12 protein-coding genes are annotated in these 18,140 nt (G+C 65.9%); 1 reads left to right on the top strand and 11 read right to left on the bottom strand.

What is annotated here, in order from left to right; all coding sequences use genetic code 11:
* Positions 1 to 21: 21 nt before the first annotated feature.
* The 6 genes from ABD206_RS05675 to ABD206_RS05650 form a co-directional block, all read right to left on the bottom strand.
* The gene (locus tag ABD206_RS05675) at positions 22 to 891 is read right to left on the bottom strand and encodes a lytic transglycosylase domain-containing protein (RefSeq protein ID WP_344070274.1); all 870 of its coding nucleotides are present in this window, start codon (positions 889 to 891) and stop codon (positions 22 to 24) included.
* The gene (locus ABD206_RS05670) at positions 888 to 1,796 is read right to left on the bottom strand and encodes an anchored repeat-type ABC transporter permease subunit (RefSeq protein WP_344070272.1); all 909 of its coding nucleotides are present in this window, start codon (positions 1,794 to 1,796) and stop codon (positions 888 to 890) included. Before ABD206_RS05670 ends, ABD206_RS05675 begins: the two co-directional genes overlap by 4 nt.
* Positions 1,793 to 2,560 (bottom strand): anchored repeat-type ABC transporter ATP-binding subunit, encoded by a 768-nt coding sequence (locus ABD206_RS05665; RefSeq protein WP_344070270.1) that lies wholly within the window; start codon positions 2,558 to 2,560, stop codon positions 1,793 to 1,795. Before ABD206_RS05665 ends, ABD206_RS05670 begins: the two co-directional genes overlap by 4 nt.
* Positions 2,557 to 3,576, bottom strand: coding sequence for a choice-of-anchor M domain-containing protein (locus tag ABD206_RS05660; RefSeq protein ID WP_344070268.1), 1,020 nt, complete (start codon positions 3,574 to 3,576; stop codon positions 2,557 to 2,559). Before ABD206_RS05660 ends, ABD206_RS05665 begins: the two co-directional genes overlap by 4 nt.
* 23 nt (positions 3,577 to 3,599) lie before the next feature.
* Positions 3,600 to 5,066, bottom strand: coding sequence for an anchored repeat ABC transporter, substrate-binding protein (locus tag ABD206_RS05655; protein WP_344070266.1), 1,467 nt, complete (start codon positions 5,064 to 5,066; stop codon positions 3,600 to 3,602).
* Between the two features lie 127 nt (positions 5,067 to 5,193).
* Positions 5,194 to 10,491: a TIGR03773 family transporter-associated surface protein gene (locus ABD206_RS05650; protein WP_344070264.1), complete on the bottom strand. Its 5,298-nt coding sequence runs from the start codon at positions 10,489 to 10,491 to the stop codon at positions 5,194 to 5,196.
* A gap of 111 nt (positions 10,492 to 10,602) precedes the next feature.
* Here ABD206_RS05650 and ABD206_RS05645 point away from each other — a divergent pair, with 111 nt between their 5' ends.
* Positions 10,603 to 11,646 (top strand): CobW family GTP-binding protein, encoded by a 1,044-nt coding sequence (locus ABD206_RS05645; RefSeq protein WP_344070262.1) that lies wholly within the window; start codon positions 10,603 to 10,605, stop codon positions 11,644 to 11,646.
* 9 nt (positions 11,647 to 11,655) lie between these two features.
* Here the strand turns inward: ABD206_RS05645 and ABD206_RS05640 are convergent, their stop codons facing one another.
* The 5 genes from ABD206_RS05640 to ABD206_RS05620 form a co-directional block, all read right to left on the bottom strand.
* Positions 11,656 to 13,086, bottom strand: coding sequence for an ABC transporter ATP-binding protein (locus tag ABD206_RS05640; protein WP_344070260.1), 1,431 nt, complete (start codon positions 13,084 to 13,086; stop codon positions 11,656 to 11,658).
* Positions 13,083 to 13,844, bottom strand: a complete 762-nt coding sequence (locus ABD206_RS05635) for an energy-coupling factor transporter transmembrane component T (protein ID WP_344070258.1) — start codon at positions 13,842 to 13,844, stop codon at positions 13,083 to 13,085. The genes ABD206_RS05640 and ABD206_RS05635 overlap by 4 nt, the downstream gene beginning before the upstream one ends.
* A gap of 67 nt (positions 13,845 to 13,911) precedes the next feature.
* Entirely contained in the window at positions 13,912 to 14,556 is a 645-nt protein-coding gene (locus ABD206_RS05630) for an MptD family putative ECF transporter S component (protein WP_344070256.1), read from the bottom strand.
* Between the two features lie 56 nt (positions 14,557 to 14,612).
* Positions 14,613 to 16,346, bottom strand: coding sequence for an ABC transporter ATP-binding protein (locus tag ABD206_RS05625; RefSeq protein ID WP_344070254.1), 1,734 nt, complete (start codon positions 16,344 to 16,346; stop codon positions 14,613 to 14,615).
* Positions 16,343 to 18,136 (bottom strand): ABC transporter ATP-binding protein, encoded by a 1,794-nt coding sequence (locus ABD206_RS05620; RefSeq protein ID WP_344070252.1) that lies wholly within the window; start codon positions 18,134 to 18,136, stop codon positions 16,343 to 16,345. The genes ABD206_RS05625 and ABD206_RS05620 overlap by 4 nt, the downstream gene beginning before the upstream one ends.
* Between the last annotated feature and the right edge of the window lie 4 nt (positions 18,137 to 18,140).

Here is an 18,140-nt window from a genome sequence, read left to right as displayed (position 1 = left end):
CGGTGAGCGGAATGCTGGGGCTTAGGGGAGCGAGGCGTAGTAGTTCGCGGCTTCTGCGACGCGGTTGTTGTACTCGACAGAGGGGTTGTAGGCGTGGATCGCAGAGATCCAGTTGGATGCGACGGAGAGGTTGCCGCCGACATTGCACAGGTGGGTTCCGGCCGACAGCGCTGCGTCGTCGATCTGATTGATGTCGATCACGCCGTCGCCGTTTCCGTCGATGCCCTCGAGTGCCCAGGTTCTTGGCGTGAACTGCATCGGGCCGACGGCTCTGTCCCAGACGGCATCGCCGTCTACAGTGCCGTTATCGGTGTCCGGCACGGCGAGCGTGCCGTTACCGTCCAAGGCGATGCCGACGATTGCCGGTGCCACGGTGCCGTCCTCGTTGAGAGTCGCGCCATTCATCGTCCCGTGTTCGGTCTCGACGAACCCGATTGCTGCGAGGGTGTTCCACCCGATGTTGCACGTCGGTCGCGTCTCGGCCAGAAGGATGGCGGCACCGGCGTATGCCGCGAGTGCGCGTTCGGGGATCCGACCCGCCGCAGCCACCTCGCTTACCCATCCGGCATCCGCGAGGGTCGAGATCCCCGTCGGCGGGATGTCAAAAGTCGGCGTGGACGTCGGCTGCGTCGCTGGCGTTGCCGCTGGCGAAGCCGTGGAGGATCCCGCGACGCTCCCTCCCGGGGATGAGGACACGGCCGTGTCTGTCGGATGCAGGAACAGTGCGATGCCGGCGATCACAACAACACCTCCGATCACGGCAAAGCTGGCGGTGATCGTTGGCAAGAGCCATCGCGATGTCCGTGCCGGGCGAGGAGCATCCGGCTCGACCGCAGCCTCGGCAAGGAGCTCGTCGAAGGCGCTCCCGTCGTGAGGGTCAGCGCTGTTCATTCGTGGACTCCTGCTGGCGTCGCGCGCACACGGTCGGCATTTGTCGTCGCGTGTCGGCGCTGGGTGATGCGTGCGAGCACCCCCTGACGGGGAGAGAACAACCACGCCAGCACGAACGCCGCCGTGAGAACGAGCACGATGGTGCCGCCGGTTGGCAGGTCCCACGACCACGAGATGTACAGACCCACGAGCGCGGCGGCGGCGCCGAACAGCGGGGCAAGGAGCATCATGATGCCCAGCCGGTCGGTGAGCAGGCGTGCGATTGCCGCCGGTGTCACGAGGAGTGCGAGCACCAGGATGTTGCCGATCGTCTGCACGCTGATGACAACAGCCAGGGTCACCAGTACGTAGAGCGCCAGATCGAGCCAGAACACCCGCAGACCGAGGGCCCGAGCAGACTCTCGGTCAAGGCTTACCGCGACGAACTCTTTGTGCAGCACGAAGACGGCGAGCAGCACGACCACGCCCATGCCGGCCACGACCAGAACGTCGCTGTCGGGGATGCCGGTGATCGAGCCGAAAAGGAACTGCTGCAAGGATCCCGCGTAACCGGGCGCCTGTGAGATCACGACGATCCCCAGCGCGAACGCCGCGACGAAGAAGATCCCGATGACCGAGTCCTCTTTCAGTCGCCGATTCTGGCTGAACACCGCGACCAGCACGGCGGTCGCCACTCCCGCGAGCGTTCCGCCCACGATGAGGTTTCCCGAGACCACGAATGCGATGGCGAGCCCGGGGAACACGGCGTGGGCGACAGCATCGCCGATGAAGGCCATTCCGCGAAGCACGACGTACGACCCGACGACGCCGCACACGATCGATGACATCATCGCGACGGCGAGCGCCTTGGGAAGGAAGGCCAGATCGGGATTGAAGAGATCGATGATGAAGTCAATGGGGTTCATGCGGCGGCCGCCTTGACCATGCGAAGCAGAGCCGAATTTTCGCCCACGCCGAAGGTCTGTGCCCACAGCTGAGGATTGTCAACCAGCTCTCGCGGCGGTCCCGCTGCAACGACCGTGCGGTTCAGCAGGGCAAGCCGGTCTGAGACGTCGATCGCTCCGAGCAGATCGTGGGTCGTCATCAGAACCGCCCGCCCCTCGTGAGCGAGGGCAGCAAACAACTCCGACAGGAGTTCCTGAGTGGGCATGTCGAGCCCGGTGAACGGTTCGTCCAGCAGCAGCAGTGCGGGGCGCAGCACCAGCGCGCGTGCGACGAGGATTCGCTGACGCTGGCCACCGGAGAGCTGACCGATGGGCCGGTCGGCAAGGTCGGTCATCCGTACCCGCTCGAGGGCTTCGGCGACGCCGTCCCATTCGCTTCTGCCGGGCCAGCGAAGAACCCCGAGTCGACCGGTGAGACCTGAGGCCACCGCATGCGCGACCGAGATCGGAAAGTCCCATGCGAACTCATGACGCTGCGGCACGTACCCGATCGCGGTTCGCCCGGGCTTGGTTGCGCGCCCCTCGACGCGCACCTGCCCGGTCGCGATCGGCTGAACTCCCAGGATGGCGCGCAGAAGTGTGGTCTTTCCCGCGCCGTTGGGGCCGAGGAGCGCAACGAGTTCACCGCGTGTCACCGAAAGAGACACATCGCTCAGCACCCGGCGACCACCGAGATCGACAGATACCTCGTGCACATCGAGCGCGGGATCCGCACCGGCGCTCACTTGCCCTCACCCCCGGGGTGTTCGGGCGCGCGCGACGACAGCGCGGCCCGCTTCGTGCGGGAGCCTCGGACGAGCACGACGACGATGCCGACGACCAGTCCGATCGCCACGACGGCGATTGCGGTGATCAGAATCGGCACGACCGGGTCGGATGCGCCTGCCGCCTCGTCTTCGCCGGTGTCCGCGTCGACGTCCGTGTCGTCTGTGCTCGCATCGGTGGAATCGGATGCCGCCCACGTCGCGGTGAGCGCGGCATCCGTGTCGGTCTGTGACCCCACCGCGAAACGCAGGATCTGGGTGTCAGACACAGTCGATCCGTCGACGAGGTCAGCGCTGGCGGTCAGCTCCACCAGATAGACCCCCGGTTCGGTGAACGCCCAGTTCGCGTGCGTGTGGGTGTTGACATCGACCCAGAGCGGCTGCGGCTCGGCCACTCGTGAGTCCCACAGCACGTCAGGTTCACCGAAACTGCCGGACTGCAAGAACACCGTCATGGTTCCCGGCCCCTCGACGCCGTCGAGGGTGAGCGTGACACCGCGGTCAATGGCGGCCATCACCTCGGGATCTTGCGTGTTCCAGCCGATCCACACGACGTCCGGGTTCTGCGTCTGGGGCGATACCCACACCGATTCGCCCGCATCGACACCGAGAAACTCGTAGGCCGGGTCATCGGGCGCGGTGAGGATCCCGGCATCCGTGATCTGGAACACGGTCTCGGACGGGTAGCGCCACACGCTTGTCGCGCTTTCGTCGGCGCGGGCGACGTCGTCATGGATGAGCAGCGTCCAGACACCGTCGTCGAACCTCGGACCCATATCGACGTGCCCGGAGCTCAGGACGCGATCACCGTGAACGATCTCTTGACCCTGTTCGATCGTCTGGTCAAGCGCCGGGTCTTCGGAGGTATCGGCGAGCGCGCTCGTGGGAATGCCGACCGCGACAGACGCCGCGAGAAGGAGTGAGAGCGCGGCGAGGGGGGTGCGGCGCGTGGGTGCCGCGAAGGTGGATGTGTGCACGATGGGGGCTTTCTGTGGTGCGGCTAGGAGCCAAGGCATTCGAGCAGACTGTCGGCGTTGAACCGCATCATCTCGACGTAGGTGGTCACGGTGTCTGAGAACGTGTCGCCGTAGATCGCGCAGACCTCGACTCCTTCTTCGCTGGCGACATCGGTCAGAGTCGAGGAACGCGCCGCCAGGTTCGGCTCGAGAAAGACCGCCGGAACCTCCAGTGATCTGATCGTCTCGGCGAGTTTGCGACGGTCGGCCAGAGACGGCTCGCTGGCAGGATTCGGGGTGACAAAGCCCGCGACGGTGATCTCGTACGCGTGCGCGAGATATCCGAACGCGTCGTGGGTGGTCACCAGGTACCGGTGCGCGGCGGGGATCTGGGCGATCGTGGAACGAACGTACTCGTCAGTGCGTTCGAGCTCCTCCAGATAGGCGGCGGCGTTCGCAGCGTAGTCCGCAGCGTGGGCCGGGTCAGCCGCAATGAAGGTGTCGCGCATCAACTTCACGTACGCCATTGCGTTTCGAACGTCTTGCCAAAGGTGGGGATCGATCTCGCCGTGCACGTGCTTGCCCAGCACCGCCTGCGGGAGCTGATAGACCTCGTCGCCCGCATGGCCGAGAAAGGAATATTGCGAGCCACCGGGGATCTGTTCGAGCGTCTTCGCGGGAACGTCGATGATGACCCTGTCGGCTGCGAGCGTGCGCGGGGCATCCTCGCCGCTGCCTTCGGCGTCGTACCGCACGATCAGTTCGCCGGCGTCGAGGTCGACGGTGAGATCGGCGTGGCCACCGTCGAGCACGATCGGATCTGAGATTCCTGCCTCTTCTGCAGCGACCGCGGGGTTGACTCCGACCGCGAACACATAGGTGGCGACATCGAGCGGCACCGGTTTGGAGGTGTCATCGACCTGAAGGCGAGCCTGCAGGGTCAACGTGTACACCCCGGGCTCCGTGAACGCCCACGAGAGGTGGGAGTGCGCATCCGCCGGCAGGGTCGTGGTGTCGTCACGGTATCCGTTGCTGGCATCGAACCCATCGGACGAGTCGAAATAGACGTCCGTGTCTCCGAAGCTCCCCGTGAGGTAGGCGTACACGTCGCCGGGCCCTGTTGCCGCGATAGTCGACAGCTCCACCTCGGAGGTGCGTGTCGCACCGTACTGCGCGCCATCACCGAGGGCGCGCAGCCCCAGCCACACGGTGTCGAGGGCGACATCTTCGACGAGCGCGATGATGTCGGCGGCGTACTTGACAGACTCTTCGGCTAGCGACACCGAGATTGCTCCGTCGGACACGTTCGCGTCGAGCGTTTTGATGATCGACTGCTCTTCGAGCAGCGCGTAGTTCGAGAAGGCGACGTCGGCGTACACCACGTTGCGTGCGTCCCGCAGTGTGGGCTCGTAGGTATGCGGGTCTGCGTTGTCGGGAACGATCGAGACGACGTCGACGAAATTACCTCCGACGTTTTGGGCGAGGTCGCGCAGAATTCCGGTCGTGGTCACCACCTGGAGCCGGTCAGAGTCGGCTGCGAGTAGAGGTTTCACTGCGCATCCCGAGGCGGCGAGCACAGTGAGGGCGAGAAAGCCCGCGAGTGCCGCCCGCCGCCTCGCCCTCACGCCGGAGCTCCGGTCACGGGGTGCGCCTGCTCCGCCACCACAACACGCCACCACCGGCCGCGGCAAGTAGAAGGAGGATGCCAAGGGTCAGCACGAGCATCGGCACGGGGTTTCCGCCGCTGAGCGCCGTCAACGGGTCATCGCTGTCGCCGGCTGCATCAGATGCCTCACCCGGCAAGGTGTCGGCTGCGGCATCTTCAGCCTCGGCCTGAGCCTGCTCTGCAGCTTCGGCGGCGGCATCCGTGTCGTCTGCCTGCAGCACGGCATTCGAGATCGTGCCGCACCCCGTGCTCGAGGACACCGCTGAAGCCGGGTCCACATCTCCGACCGCGATCGTGAGGACCTCGGTGTCAGAGGAGGTGGTGCCGTTTGCCAGCGTCGCTGTTTGGGTCATTGTGAGCCGATAGATTCCCTCGGCGCTGAACGCCCAGTTGGCGTGCGCGTGTACGCCGAGCGGGATGTTATAGGTGCCGCCGTTGTTGAAGACGACCTGCTGCACTCCGCCGAACGCGCCCGTCAGGTAGACCTTGACCGTGCCCGGTCCGCTGACGCTGTTGAGCGTCCAGCGCACCGAGCTGCTCGTGTTGCCGGCGTTGAGGGACTCGGTCGACCAACCGAGCCAGATGAGGCCCGATTGCTGGGTCTGCGGTACCTGCCAGACCGTGGTGCCCGCGGCACCGATCGCCCCGTACCCGGACGGCAGCGTGACAGCGCTGGAGGGCTTCAGCCACAGCACGGTGCCCGACGGTTCGCGGTAGACCTTGGTGCCCGAGGTGTCGTCGCCGATCAGCGACTCGATCTTTCCTCCCACGATGCGGGTGGAGTAGTCGATGTGACCCGACGAGAGGATCGTCGCGCCGGCCACGCACTGGGACGCCGCGACGGCGGTGACTGCCGGGGTGTCATCGGTCGTGGTGTCCCCGTCACTGGAGTTGCTGCCGCTGGAGTCGGAACTCGAATCGGATGCCGTGACCACGCTGAGGGAGTCCCAGCCGATCAGGTTTCCGTCCCGGTCCTCGACGATCAGGCTGTGTGCCCCGGTCGCGGCGTCCGCCGGCAGGCGCACCTGCACTGCGCCAGAGGAGCCGACCTGTGACCATCCGAGCCACGTGGGGGAGGAGCGCAGCCACACCGATACCCAGTTGCCGGCGTGCTCGGCGCCGACCTGGACCGTCACAAGCTGACCTGCGGTGAAGCCGTCGGTGCCTTCCAGCACCTGAACCTCGCCCGCGCTCTCATCGGTCAGAGCGCTCTCGGGGATGGGAGTGGTGTCGGTGTCCGTCGGTTCTCCGACCGGTTCGGTGAAGCACTCGGTCGGGTCGATCGCGACGACGTCGACATCGCCCACGGCGACGGCCAAGACGAACTCGTCCGACGCATCGGTACCGGATGCAAGCGTTGTCGTGCGGGTGAACGCGAGACAGTAGGCGCCTTCTGCCGAGAACGCCCAGCTGCCGTGCGCGTGGGTGTTTTGCGGGATCGTGAACGTGTCGGCATCCGTTACGCCGTCGCGCGTGTTGAACCTCACATCGACAGCGCCGAGCTGGGTTGGGCTCGAGCTGAACAGTGCGAATTCGCCCGGCCCACTCACATCGGTCAGCGTCCATTCCACGCCGGTCTGGGTCGCAGACAGGGCGATCTCTTCTGTAGACCAGCCCGGCCACAGCAGGCCGGACTGCTGGGTCTCGGCGACCATCCAGACCGGATCGCCGCTCGTGCCGAGGAACGAATACGTGCTCGACGCCGGAATCGTGGTCTCAGAGTCGGGAAGAAGCTGCAGCACGGTGTCTTCGGCGTCGCGATAGACGGCGTCGCTGGATTCCGTGGTGTCCTTCACCTTCGTGTCGAGAACCCCAGACTCCAGCACCGACGCGATGTCGACGTGACCGTCGTTGAGGATGGTCGCACCGGATGTGGTGAGCGAACCGTTCTCGACATCCCATGCGTGCTCGTCGGGTGTTTCGCCGCCGTCTCCCGGGGTTTCTTCCGAGCCTTCGCCGCCGTCTGCGCAGGGCACGACCGTGGAGCGGTCGATGTAGGTCTCGTCGGTCGGATCGGTACTTCCGACGACGACCGTGAGGGTCTTGGTGACCTCGAGCGCCGTCCCGTCTGCGAGAGCTCCACTCCAGGTGAGCGGCACGCAGTAGACACCGGATGCCGAGAACGTGTGCTCGATATGCCGCGAGAGCCAGCCGGTCGGCCACCACGCGCTGGTCGGATCGTCCGCACCGGTGCCGAGCGCGAGGGGGTCGGCGTTCCAGACCGTGCGGCTGATCGCCATGTCGCCGGCGCCCTCCACCTCGCCGAGAGACACAGTGAGATCACCGTCGAGGTCCTCGCGCGCGATATGGGTGGTATCCCAACTGATGTCAGGCTGACCGTCGCCATTGTTGGTGTTGCCGACCACCCAGCCGTCGCTGCGCAGCGCCGTCGACGAGAAGATGATCTCCTCGATGTCGCGGCCGACGATCGTGTCGCCGGGGGTGTCCTGCACGCGCGCCGTGACCTCGAGGGAGTCGTCAGTCAGGTAGGGAGTGATCAACACCTGACCGTCTTGCTGCACGATCGTGTCATCCTCGGTTTCGGTGACCTCCGCCGCGGTGAACAGGGGAGCCTCTTCGCCGGAGCGGCCGCAGGGCTGGATCGTCGACAGGTCGAGATCAGGCCCGACCGCAACCGTGAGCTGCTGTGTGTCGCTGGAGTACTCGCCGTCCAAGTAGCCGGCGATCTCGAAGTTCAGGCAGTAGACGCCGGGTTCGGTGAACGCCCAGTTGATATGGCTGTGGGCGCCGTCCCTCTCCCAGCTGAGCAGGCCCGTACGGGTGTCCATCGCCACCCGGGCGGTGCGTCCCTCGGTTGCCGCGATGGTTTGGTACAGGAGGAACTCGCCGTTCTCGGGTCCGCTCATGCCCTTCAGCGTCCATGTCCATGATCCGTCGACATCGAGGTTGCCTTCGGCAGAGAATCCGGGCCAGAGAGTCTGGGCCGACAATCCGCTGGCTTCGGGGAACGCGTAGTAGGTCTCGCCCTCGTCGGCAACGAACGTGTAGTCCAGGCCGGTGGATACCTCGGGCACGACGTACTCGTTGTATGCGGTGGTGCCGACCCAGACGACGTCGTCGACGAGGTACTGCGTCGTCTTGCCCACGCGCCACTCGAAGCCGCCGTCGATGGTCTCGACGCTGAGGTCGGTGTGGCCGCTGGTCATGTAGTGCACGGTCGGGTCGAGGTCGACCTCGTCTGCCACCGGCTCGCTGTACTCGCGCTGCGCGCACGGCTCGACGGTATCGACGTCGACGCTGTCGCCGACGACGACGGTGTAGGTCGATGCCGCTGAAGCGTCCCCGACCGCGGGGTCTGTGTACACGCCAGCGACGGTGACGCAGTAGACACCTTCTTCTGAGAATGCCCAGCCCAGCGGCTCCGTGACGGTGCTGAGTTCGACCTCGTTGATGACGCCGTCGCCGCGGCTGTCCCACATGGGGAAGCCGAAGGTATCTTCGGGGGAGTCGTCGTCCGTCTGGTAGGCGGTCATGTAGCCAGATGAGGTGGTCTCGACGGACTGCAGCGTGAGGACGACCTGCTCGCCGGCGGTGTCCATCCCGAGCCCGGTGGCATCTCCTTCGATCAGAAGGTCATTGGTACGCCATGCGTGGGGAAGATCGTCTTCACCGGGTGTGCGCCACAGCAGGGTCCCCGCATCGGCCAGCCGCGCCCAGCCGTTGTATCCGCTCGAGTTGGCTTCGTATCGTGCGCCGGGCCAGATGGTGTCTTGCGTGGGAATCGCGAGGATCACCTCTGCTGCGTCGCGGGTCGTGTCGCTCTCCCCGGTCGCATCCTGCAGCGCGAGCTCGTAGACCCCGCCATCCATAACGGATGCCAGCCTCACCGTGCCGTCCGTGAGAACGGCGACGCCGTCCTCACGGATGTGATTCGCGATGCCTTCGTCGACCTCGGTCTCCGGCTGCGCGCACGGCGACACGGTCGTCGGGTCGATCTCGTTACCGACGACGAACGTATAGGTCGCGGTGTCGCTGAGAAGCTCACTCGTGGCCAGGGACGTTACATAGGTGGTGAGAGCGATGCAATACACACCCGAGGCCGTGAACGAGAACCCCGTCGTCGTTGAGCCCTCGTACGTGGGCAGGTCGCTCGTTGTGCTGGCGATCGGGACATCGATCGGCGCCGAGATGAGCGGGTCGATCCGCCCGTCCCAGTACACGCGAGCGATGTTGTCGCTCGAGCCGGTGCGATACGTGACCATGTCGCCGGGGGCGGCCGCGCCGTCGGCGCCGGTCACGGCGGACAGGCTCACCTGGGGGAGCCATTCGATGTCTTCGAGCGTCATCGTCCCGGAATCCACGCTCACCGTGACCGCGTTGCTGCGGTACTGGTCTTTGAGGCTCGCGTGGCCCGCGGTGCGCCACAGCACAGTGCCTTCGGGGGCGATCGCGGCCCAGAACCTCTTCTGTGAGGTCGACATGCTTTCGGCGGGCCACGTCGCATCCTGGTTGGGGACCGAGATCACCAGCGAGTCCGCTTCTTGCCAGGTGGCGCCGAACGCCCCCTCGTCACCGACCTGCCGAAGCCCCAACTCGACCTGCCCGTCGACGATGCGCTGCGTGATTCGCAGATCGCCCTCGGTGACGACCTCGGTGGGAGCCACTGCGGCGGTCTGCGCCGCGACGGCCTCATCGGCGTCAGTGCTCTCTGCGCCCGAATCCGTCGTCTCACTGTCGGTGACATCGAACGTGTAGGTGACCTCGCGCGTGGTCAGGTCGATCACGCTGGTCTCGGAGTCGGTGACGACCGCACTGGCGGCGAAGACGAGGCTGTACGAACCCGCGTTACTGAAGTGCCACACGGTCGGCAGAGAGGTCCCGGCGTCGAGGGTGAGCGGTTCGGCGAAGAGGGTCGCGTTGTCGTCGGCTCGAGCGATCGTGACGGTTGCATTCTCGGGGGCGGTGAGATCAACGAGCGAGAGCGAGACGGGCCCGTCGAAGCTGTAGCCCTCGGGCAAGACCGCTTCTTCCGCGCTGATCGTCGCGGTGAACGGCTCCGCCGATGGCGCTGACAGGGTGATCTCTTCGGGAACGTAAAGCTCCCCGTCCTCGGCTCGCGTGCGCAGGTCGAGTTCACCGTCCTCGGTGAGGCCGACCGTCACAAGGTCGGCGTCGATGGCGGTCACCGATGGCAGCGAGGTTGCGGCGGGATCGGTGGCGGTGGCCGAGAGCGGTGCGGTCAGAACGCCTGCGAGGAGTGCGGCAGTGGTGACGGCGGCGAGGCTGAGGCGGTGAAGCGAGAAGCGCACGGAGAATTACCTGTTCCATCCCCGGGTGGGGGAAATGACGTGGGTCGTGGTGTGGGGTCGAGCCCCCGAGCTTCCCAGCATACGATAATGATTATCAACCGCAGTACACAGGTGTCGACGATCCCCCCGAACCCCGCGCATCCCTCCCGCCTCCCGGTCATCGCAGTGACCGGGCATCTCGGCGCGGGCAAGACCACCTTGCTGAACCACCTGCTGCGTGCGCCCGGGGCGCGGCTTGGTGTGGTCGTCAACGACTTCGGGGTTGTGAATGTCGATGCGGGGCTCGTCGCCGCACAAGTCGATGATGTTGCCGGCATCGCCGGAGGTTGCGTCTGCTGTTTGCCCGACGCGGGCGGACTCGACGGCGCTCTCGAGCGGCTTTCGCACCCGCGTCTGCGCCTCGACGCCATCATCGTGGAAGCCTCCGGTGTCGCCGAGCCGCTGGCGCTGGCGAAGCTCATTCGATACAGCGGGGTGCAAAGGGTGCGGCTCGGGGGAGTCGTTGACGTCATCGATGCCGTCGAACACTTTCGCACCGTCGATCTGTGGCCGGAGCCGCCCGTGCGGCACGCCGCAGCGACCCTTGTCGTTGTGAGCAAGCTCGACGGTGTGGCGGCGGCCGAGCGAGAATCGCAGGCTGCGCGCATCGTCGAGCGGGTACGGATGAGAAACCCGCACGCTCCGGTCGTCGTGGCCGATCACGGTCGCGTGGACCCGACCCTCATCTTCGATGTCGCGACCCCGGACGATCCCGAAGAACTGCCGATCGCGGCGCTGCTGCGCGAGAGCGACGGCGAACACCTTGACCACGCGCACGCACGTTCGGCATCCGTTGCCCTGCCCGCTCCGATCTCGCCGACCGCGTTGGTGGATCTGCTCGAGTCACCGCCCGCAGATGCCTACCGCATGAAGGGGCGAGTGCGGGTGCGCGCCGTTCGCGGCGAGCGCGGGTACGCCGTGAACGTCGTGGGATCGATGATTCACGTTGCCCCGCTGCCCGTCGTGCCCCAGGTCGGCGAACTCGTTGCGATCGGGATCGACATGTCTGCCCACGCGGCAACGACGCGGCTCGCCGCTGTGGCAGCTGCCCCTGCGGACCGACCAGATGTCGCAGGCCTGCGACGCCTGCATCGATATCGTCGGCTCAGCGACTAGCCTCACCGACTAGGCAGGCGCCGGCGCGAGGGTGAGCTGGCGGTCAGCGCTGAGAGCGAGCAGATCCTCGTCGTGACTGATCACGATGACGACGGCGCCCTCCGAGGCGACGCGTCGAATCTGATCCGAGATGGACTGCAGGTGGCGGCGGTCGACGCCGGAGCTCGGCTCGTCGAAGATCACGATCCGCCGCCCCGCGACCCGAACCGCCGCGACGACCAATCGCTGCTGTTGCCCGCCTGAGAGCGACAGCGGGTGTCGTTCGGCGAGGTGGCTGAGGTCGAGCGCAGCAAGGATGCCTGCCGCATCCGTCTGGTCATGGCGGTCTGCGCGTGCAAGCTCGATCTCGGCCTCGACGCTCTCGGTGAACAGCTGGCGCTGTACGTCCTGCATGACGATCGCGCTGGAGCGCTGCCGAGCGCGCCTGCTGAGGACCTTGCCATCGAGAGTGACGGCGCCGGTGCTGCGCTGAAGTCCGGTGATCACGCGCGCGAGTGTGGTCTTGCCGGCGCCATTGACACCGCGCACCGCCGTGACCTCGCCCGCCGCGAACAGAGCATCCTCGATGTCAAGCGCCGTTTTGCCGCCAAAGCGGCAGCGCACGCCCGTCAGACGCAGGCCGGGGGCGGTGTCCTCTGTCACCGGTGTGGGATCGACGACCGATGCGCCCGTCGCGGGAATCGGTGGTAGCGCCGCGGTGCGGATCTCACCGCGCAGCCCTTCCCGGGCCAACACCTCGTCGGGAACCAGACGAAACTCCTCGGCTGACCACACGACGTCGATGCGGCCGTCTCGCATGACGATGACACGGTCGACGAGGTCCTGGAGGTATCGCAGGCGGTGTTCGGCGATGACGATCGTGACGCCGCGCGACTTCAGTTCGGCGAGCGTGGCCACCAGGCGCGAAACGGCGTCCGCCGAGAGGTTTGAGCTGGGCTCATCCAGAAGCAAGAGCGCCGGCCCGTGGGCGGTTGAGGCTGAGATCGCGACCTGCTGTTGCTGCCCACCAGAGAGCAGCGAGAGTTTCTGACCGACCGGGAGGGCGCGGGCGAGCGCGGCGAGATCTTCAGTGACGCGGTCGCGCATCACCTCACGCTCGAACCCGAAGTTCTCCATCGCGAACGCGAGTTCCTCTGGTGCGCTGTCGGTGAAGAACTGGCGGCGCGGATGCTGAAGAACGGTTCCGGTGATGAGCCCGATCTCGTCGAGTTCGACCGTTGTTGTCGAGAGTGCGCCGACCGTCACCGCTCCGGTCAGCACCCCCTCATCGTGAAAATGAGGGATCAGTCCGTTCATGAGACGCAGCGCCGTCGACTTTCCCGACCCGCTTGCCCCGCACAGCACGACGACCTCACCGACGTCGATGTCGAGGTCAACGGCCTTGAGGCTTGGGTCATCTGCGTGCGGATAGATCCAGGTGACGGCGTCGATGTTGATCATGTGAGCGGTGAGGGAATGAGCAGACCCCAGGCGGCGAGTGCTGCGACGAACAAGACAAGGACGAGATCGGCGATCCCGAAGCGTGGGGGAGTGAGCGCGGTTGGCGTGCGTCGGGAGCCGAGGCCACGCAGAATCGCCGAGGCCGAAAGATCTTCGCTGGCCCGCAGACTCGCGGCGATCATGGGCACCGCAAACCGTTCCGCGCTCAGAATCGGATGCCGCGCAAACCCGCTAGCCCCGGCAAGACCCCGCAGACGCATGGCATCGAGCACGGCGAGCGCTTCGGACGCGACGACGGGGAAGAAGCGGATCATCACGGCAAGCGTGACCGAAATGGCGCGGGGGATATGCCACGCGCGGAATGCGGCCGACAGTTGCGTGGGCGAGGTCATGGCGGACACGTGCATTCCGACGCCGATCGCCACAACGAAACGGATGAGGTACACGCAGGCGATGGAGATGATCGCCGTGAGAGCACCCGGCCACCACAGCGGCAGCATCCACCCCAATACCCACATGAGAGCGGTAGTTACGAGCAGCCCCGTGATCCGGCGCCACGCTCCCTCGGAGGCGGCGAGCACGATGGCCAGCGCAAGCCCTGGCAGGACGAAGACGAGCCCTCCCGGACTCATCACGGCTGCGCTGACCACGAGCACGACGAGGATCTTCGTGCGCGGGTCGAGGCCGGTGGCCGGGCGGGTGGTGTCGAGCGCGAGAGCGCGGTCTGCGACACCACCCGTCTCGGAATCAGTGAGCACCGTGGTCAGTGCGCGCCGTGGTCAACGAGCGCTGTGTTCCATGGTTTCCTGACGTGCACGGCGCTGGTCACGCGAGCCCGGCCCGGCGGAAGTGCTTGCGCAGCAGGGCCGTGCCCAGCAGTGCGCCGAGAAAACCGCAGATCACCGACACCGCGACCATCACGAGGATCGCGGGAACGGTGACGACCGCCGCGAACTCCTGCATGTACTGCTCGCCCATCGAGCTGTTCTGGTTGACGTACGCGACGGGGTCGATGAAGAACGGAATCCAGGGCCCGATGAACCACACCGAGAAGACCGAGTACGCCCAGATTGCCGCCCACTTGGACTGGTAGCGGCCCGCCGCAAGCACGAACTCGGCGATGACCGAGAGCACGATCGTGACAACGGTGCTCTGCCAGGGGTGACCCATCATGAACAGAAGCAGGGCAACCACGACGCCGAAAAGCGTCACCATCCCAGCGTGCTTCACGCGCGTGAGAAACAGCATGTACGGAATGCCTGCGACGATCGGTGCAAGCGGCAGGGTGAGCAGCATGACCAGGGGGCTGATGATGCCGACCATTGCCACCGCGAACACGATCACGAAGTAGATCACCGCGAAGATCGCGACGCTCAACAGGTCGCGTGCGCTGAACCGCAGCGAGAACCCGGGCTCGGTCGAAGGAGCAGGAACAGATGTGGGTGCGGCAGAGACAGACTCGTCGGTCATGGCTCGGTCCTTTCGGGTCGGGTCGGGTCGGGTCGGGTGTCGGGTTAGGCGAAGGGCTATTCGGATGCCGTCAGCTGCCAGCCGGCGGCGTCGACGCGCTCCCGCCAATAGCGGGCGTAGGCGCCGCCGGCGGCGAGAAGCTCGTCGTGGGAACCCGATTCACGAATCCCACCGTTGCCGTCGAGCATGATGATCTGATCTGCGGTCATGATCGTCTGCAGCCGGTGTGCGACGACGATCAGCGTGCGGTCGGCGCGCACGTGGTCGATGGCTTCTTGGATGGCGATCTCATTGCCGATGTCCAGAGCGCTCGTGGCCTCATCCAGCAACACGATCGGAGCGTCCTTGAGGAGGGCGCGTGCGATCGAGACCCGCTGCCGTTCGCCTCCCGACAGGTTCGAGCCACCTTCGCCGACGCGAGCGTCCCAGCCGCCGGGAAGCCTCTGTGCGATCTCGTCGACGCGCGCTCGGCGCGCCGCGGCGATGACGTCTTCGCGCGTGAGGTCGGGGTTTCCGATCCAGACGTTGTTCAAGATGGAGTCGTCGAAGAGGTACACATCTTGGAAGACGGGTGCAACGGCCGCTTCGACAGCGTCTGATCCGAGTTCGGGAAGCGGCGCGCCACCGATCGAGACCGTTCCGTTCTCGGGATCGTAGAAGCGGGCGATCAGCTTGGTGATCGTGGTCTTGCCAGAGCCGGAGGGGCCGACGACGGCAGTCATCGCACCGCTTGGAGCGCGGAAGCTCAGGTTCTGCAGAACGGGGTCGGCGCCGTATCCGAAGCTCACGTCCGAGAACTCGATCTGCCAGTCATTCGGCGTCGCGGGCGTCTGCGGTTCGGGGAGCGAGGGGACCGCGGCAAGAGCATCCAGCTGGTCGAGGGTCGTGCGGGCAACCGAGACGCCGCCGCCCAGGTCGCCTGCGGCGACGATCGGTTCGTTGAATCGCACGCCCAAGACCAGGAGCGCGATGAGGGTCGCGGGGTTGATCGTGCCCCCGATCGCGAGGTACGCGCCGAGCACAAGAAGCACCGTCAGCGAGAGCTGGACGACCGCTCCGAAGGTGGCGATCGCCGCGCCGCCGGTCATCAGCAGGCCGCGGTAGGCGCGGTGTTGCCCTTCGAGCGCTTCGGCCACGAGCCGATCCGAGATCGAACCGTCGCCGGCGGTGCGTAGCGCGGGTTGGGCGCGGGCGAATTCGATCACCCGGCTGGATGCCTCGGCGACGGCCTCGGAGTGCTCGGCGTCGCCGCGGCCGATCCTCTTGCTGAGCCACCGATAGACGATCGCGAGCACGGGGACCATGGCGGTCATCGCCAGCGCCAGACGCCAGTCGAAGAAGTACATTCCCACGAGAACGACCGCGGGGGTCACGAACCCCGTGATGATCTGCCGAAGAATCGCGTAGGGCATCGTCGAGATGAACATCGCGCCCTGCGTCGCGATCCCCGTGATCGAGCCGGTGCGGTCGGTGGAAAACCAGGCGACAGGAAGGCCGACGAGGCGGTCACCTAAACGGGTCAGAAGCGAGTCCAGCAATGCCGTGCTGGCCTGCATCCCGACTTGACTGGCAAACCACGCGGCCACGATGTAGCCGAGCGCTGCCGCGGCCACGGCGATGAGCCAGCCGGAGGCGCCCGCGAGGTCTTCGGCGAACAGGTGCTGCAGCACGGGCACAAGCAGGATGAAGGCGACACCTTGAAGCGCTGCCGCGGTGACGATGAAGCCGAGTTCTGCGAGGAACAGCTTGCGGGCTCGGGGGGAGCAATACCGTAGAAGACGACGGATCATGGCGTGACCCCCTCGGGCAGCGACCGGGCATGGTTGGACTGGTAGTTCTGCCACATCGAGGCGAAGTGTCCCCCCGCCGCGACGAGTTCGCTGTGGGTTCCGCGCTCGATGATGCGCCCGTCATCCATCACGAGGATCTGGTCTGCGCCGACGATTGTGTGCAGGCGGTGCGCGATCACGACGACGGTGCGCTCTGCCGCCAGCGTGCTGAGTGCTCGTTGGATTGACGCTTCGGAGTCCGGGTCAGCGAAGGCGGTGGCTTCGTCCAAGACGAGAATCGGGGTGTCTGCCAACAGCGCCCGCGCGATGGTCACGCGCTGAGCCTCACCTCCGGAGAGGTGGGCGTCTGTTCCGACGACGGCGTCGTAGCCCCGCTCGAAGCGCAGAATCCGTTCGTGGATCTGCGCCGCCTGCGCGGCCGCGACGACCTCGTCATCCGACGCGTTCGGGCGGGCAAGACGGATGTTGTCACGGATGCTCGCGCGCAACAGCTGAACGTCCTGGAAGACGAATCCGACATGTTCATAGAGTTCGGAACTGGCCACGTCCCGGACGTCAGTGTCACCGATCGACATCGATCCCGCAGCGACGTCATAGAAGCGTGGCACGAGTTTTGCCAGCGTGGACTTGCCCGAGCCGGACGCGCCGACCAGCGCCGTGACAGTTCCGGGTGCGCACGCCGCGTTGATGTCGGCCAGCACCTGTCGTTCGCCATCGTACGAGAACGAGACATCCTGTGCGCGGATGTCGGATCGCTGCGGTGTGGCAGGATCTGTCGGCCATGCAATCGTGGGCAGCGCGAAGAACTCAGTGAGGGATGCCTGCGCCTTCGTCGCGTTCCGCAGGAACTGCGCGGAGGCGCCGAGTTTCATGAGTGGGCTGGTCAGCCCCAGGCCGAGCAGGATCCCCGGCAGGATTCCGATGGGCGTGGCGATCCCGATCGAGATGAGCCACATTCCTGCCCCGAGAAGCCAGGCGAGAACCACGACCGGAGAGGTGACGATCTCGATGATCGTGAAGAGCACGGCCGTCTCGTTGGTCCACTCCCCGACGAACCGCACGTACTCTTTCGTGGATTCCCGGTAGCGCCGGTGGCTGCGTCCGAGCTGACCGAAGCGCTTGACGACGGCGATGCCCTGCACGAACTCCACGGTCGCGCCCGACAGTTGCGCGGTGGCGTCGTCGTACTCGCGGTACTTCTCGCCGGTGCCGCGCATCATGATCATGTACAGCGCCATCGTGACGACAAGGGGAACCAGAGCGGCAAGAGCGAGCTGCCACTGCACGATGAACAGGTAGATGATGCTGATCACGGGGATTGTGATCGCCATCACCACGTCATGAATCGCGTGCGCCACCAGTTGATGGAGCGCCACAACGTCATTTTCGACGAGCTTTCGCGCCGCGCCTGAACTTCGCGCGTCAAACCAGCCCAGGGGCAGCCTCTGCAGGTGGGCAACGATGCGTTTGCGGAGCGAAAACTGGAGCTCTGCGTCAGCGAAGTGGCTCACGATGCCGGAGAAAAGTGCCGCCGCAAAACTGATGATGAGTGCCGCAACGGCGACAGCGACGATCACCCACACGCGGGTGACATCGAGCGCGCTGCCGTTCAGCGTCGGCAAGAGCGTGCGGGCGAGTTCGACGATCGCGATGAACGGAACGACGCTGCTTGCGGCACCGATAGCGCTGAGCGTCACGATCCCGGCGAAGGTCCCACGCACCGGGGCGAAGAACGACTCGGTCGTGGATGCCGCGCGGGGCGGTTCACTTGTGTCGTGGTGTGCGCTCATCGCG

It is taken from the genome of Microbacterium sediminicola, assembly GCF_039531125.1.
Taxonomy (GTDB): domain Bacteria; phylum Actinomycetota; class Actinomycetes; order Actinomycetales; family Microbacteriaceae; genus Microbacterium; species Microbacterium sediminicola.
This window is presented reverse-complemented; position numbering and strand designations above follow the sequence as displayed.

Coding starts and splice junctions, on each gene's coding strand:
- ABD206_RS05625 (WP_344070254.1), bottom strand. CDS start 16,346: ATGATCCGTCGTCTTCTACGGTATTGCTCCCCCCGAGCCCGCAAGCTG.
- ABD206_RS05670 (WP_344070272.1), bottom strand. CDS start 1,796: ATGAACCCCATTGACTTCATCATCGATCTCTTCAATCCCGATCTGGCC.
- ABD206_RS05640 (WP_344070260.1), bottom strand. CDS start 13,086: ATGATCAACATCGACGCCGTCACCTGGATCTATCCGCACGCAGATGAC.
- ABD206_RS05620 (WP_344070252.1), bottom strand. CDS start 18,136: ATGAGCGCACACCACGACACAAGTGAACCGCCCCGCGCGGCATCCACG.
- ABD206_RS05630 (WP_344070256.1), bottom strand. CDS start 14,556: ATGACCGACGAGTCTGTCTCTGCCGCACCCACATCTGTTCCTGCTCCT.
- ABD206_RS05675 (WP_344070274.1), bottom strand. CDS start 891: ATGAACAGCGCTGACCCTCACGACGGGAGCGCCTTCGACGAGCTCCTT.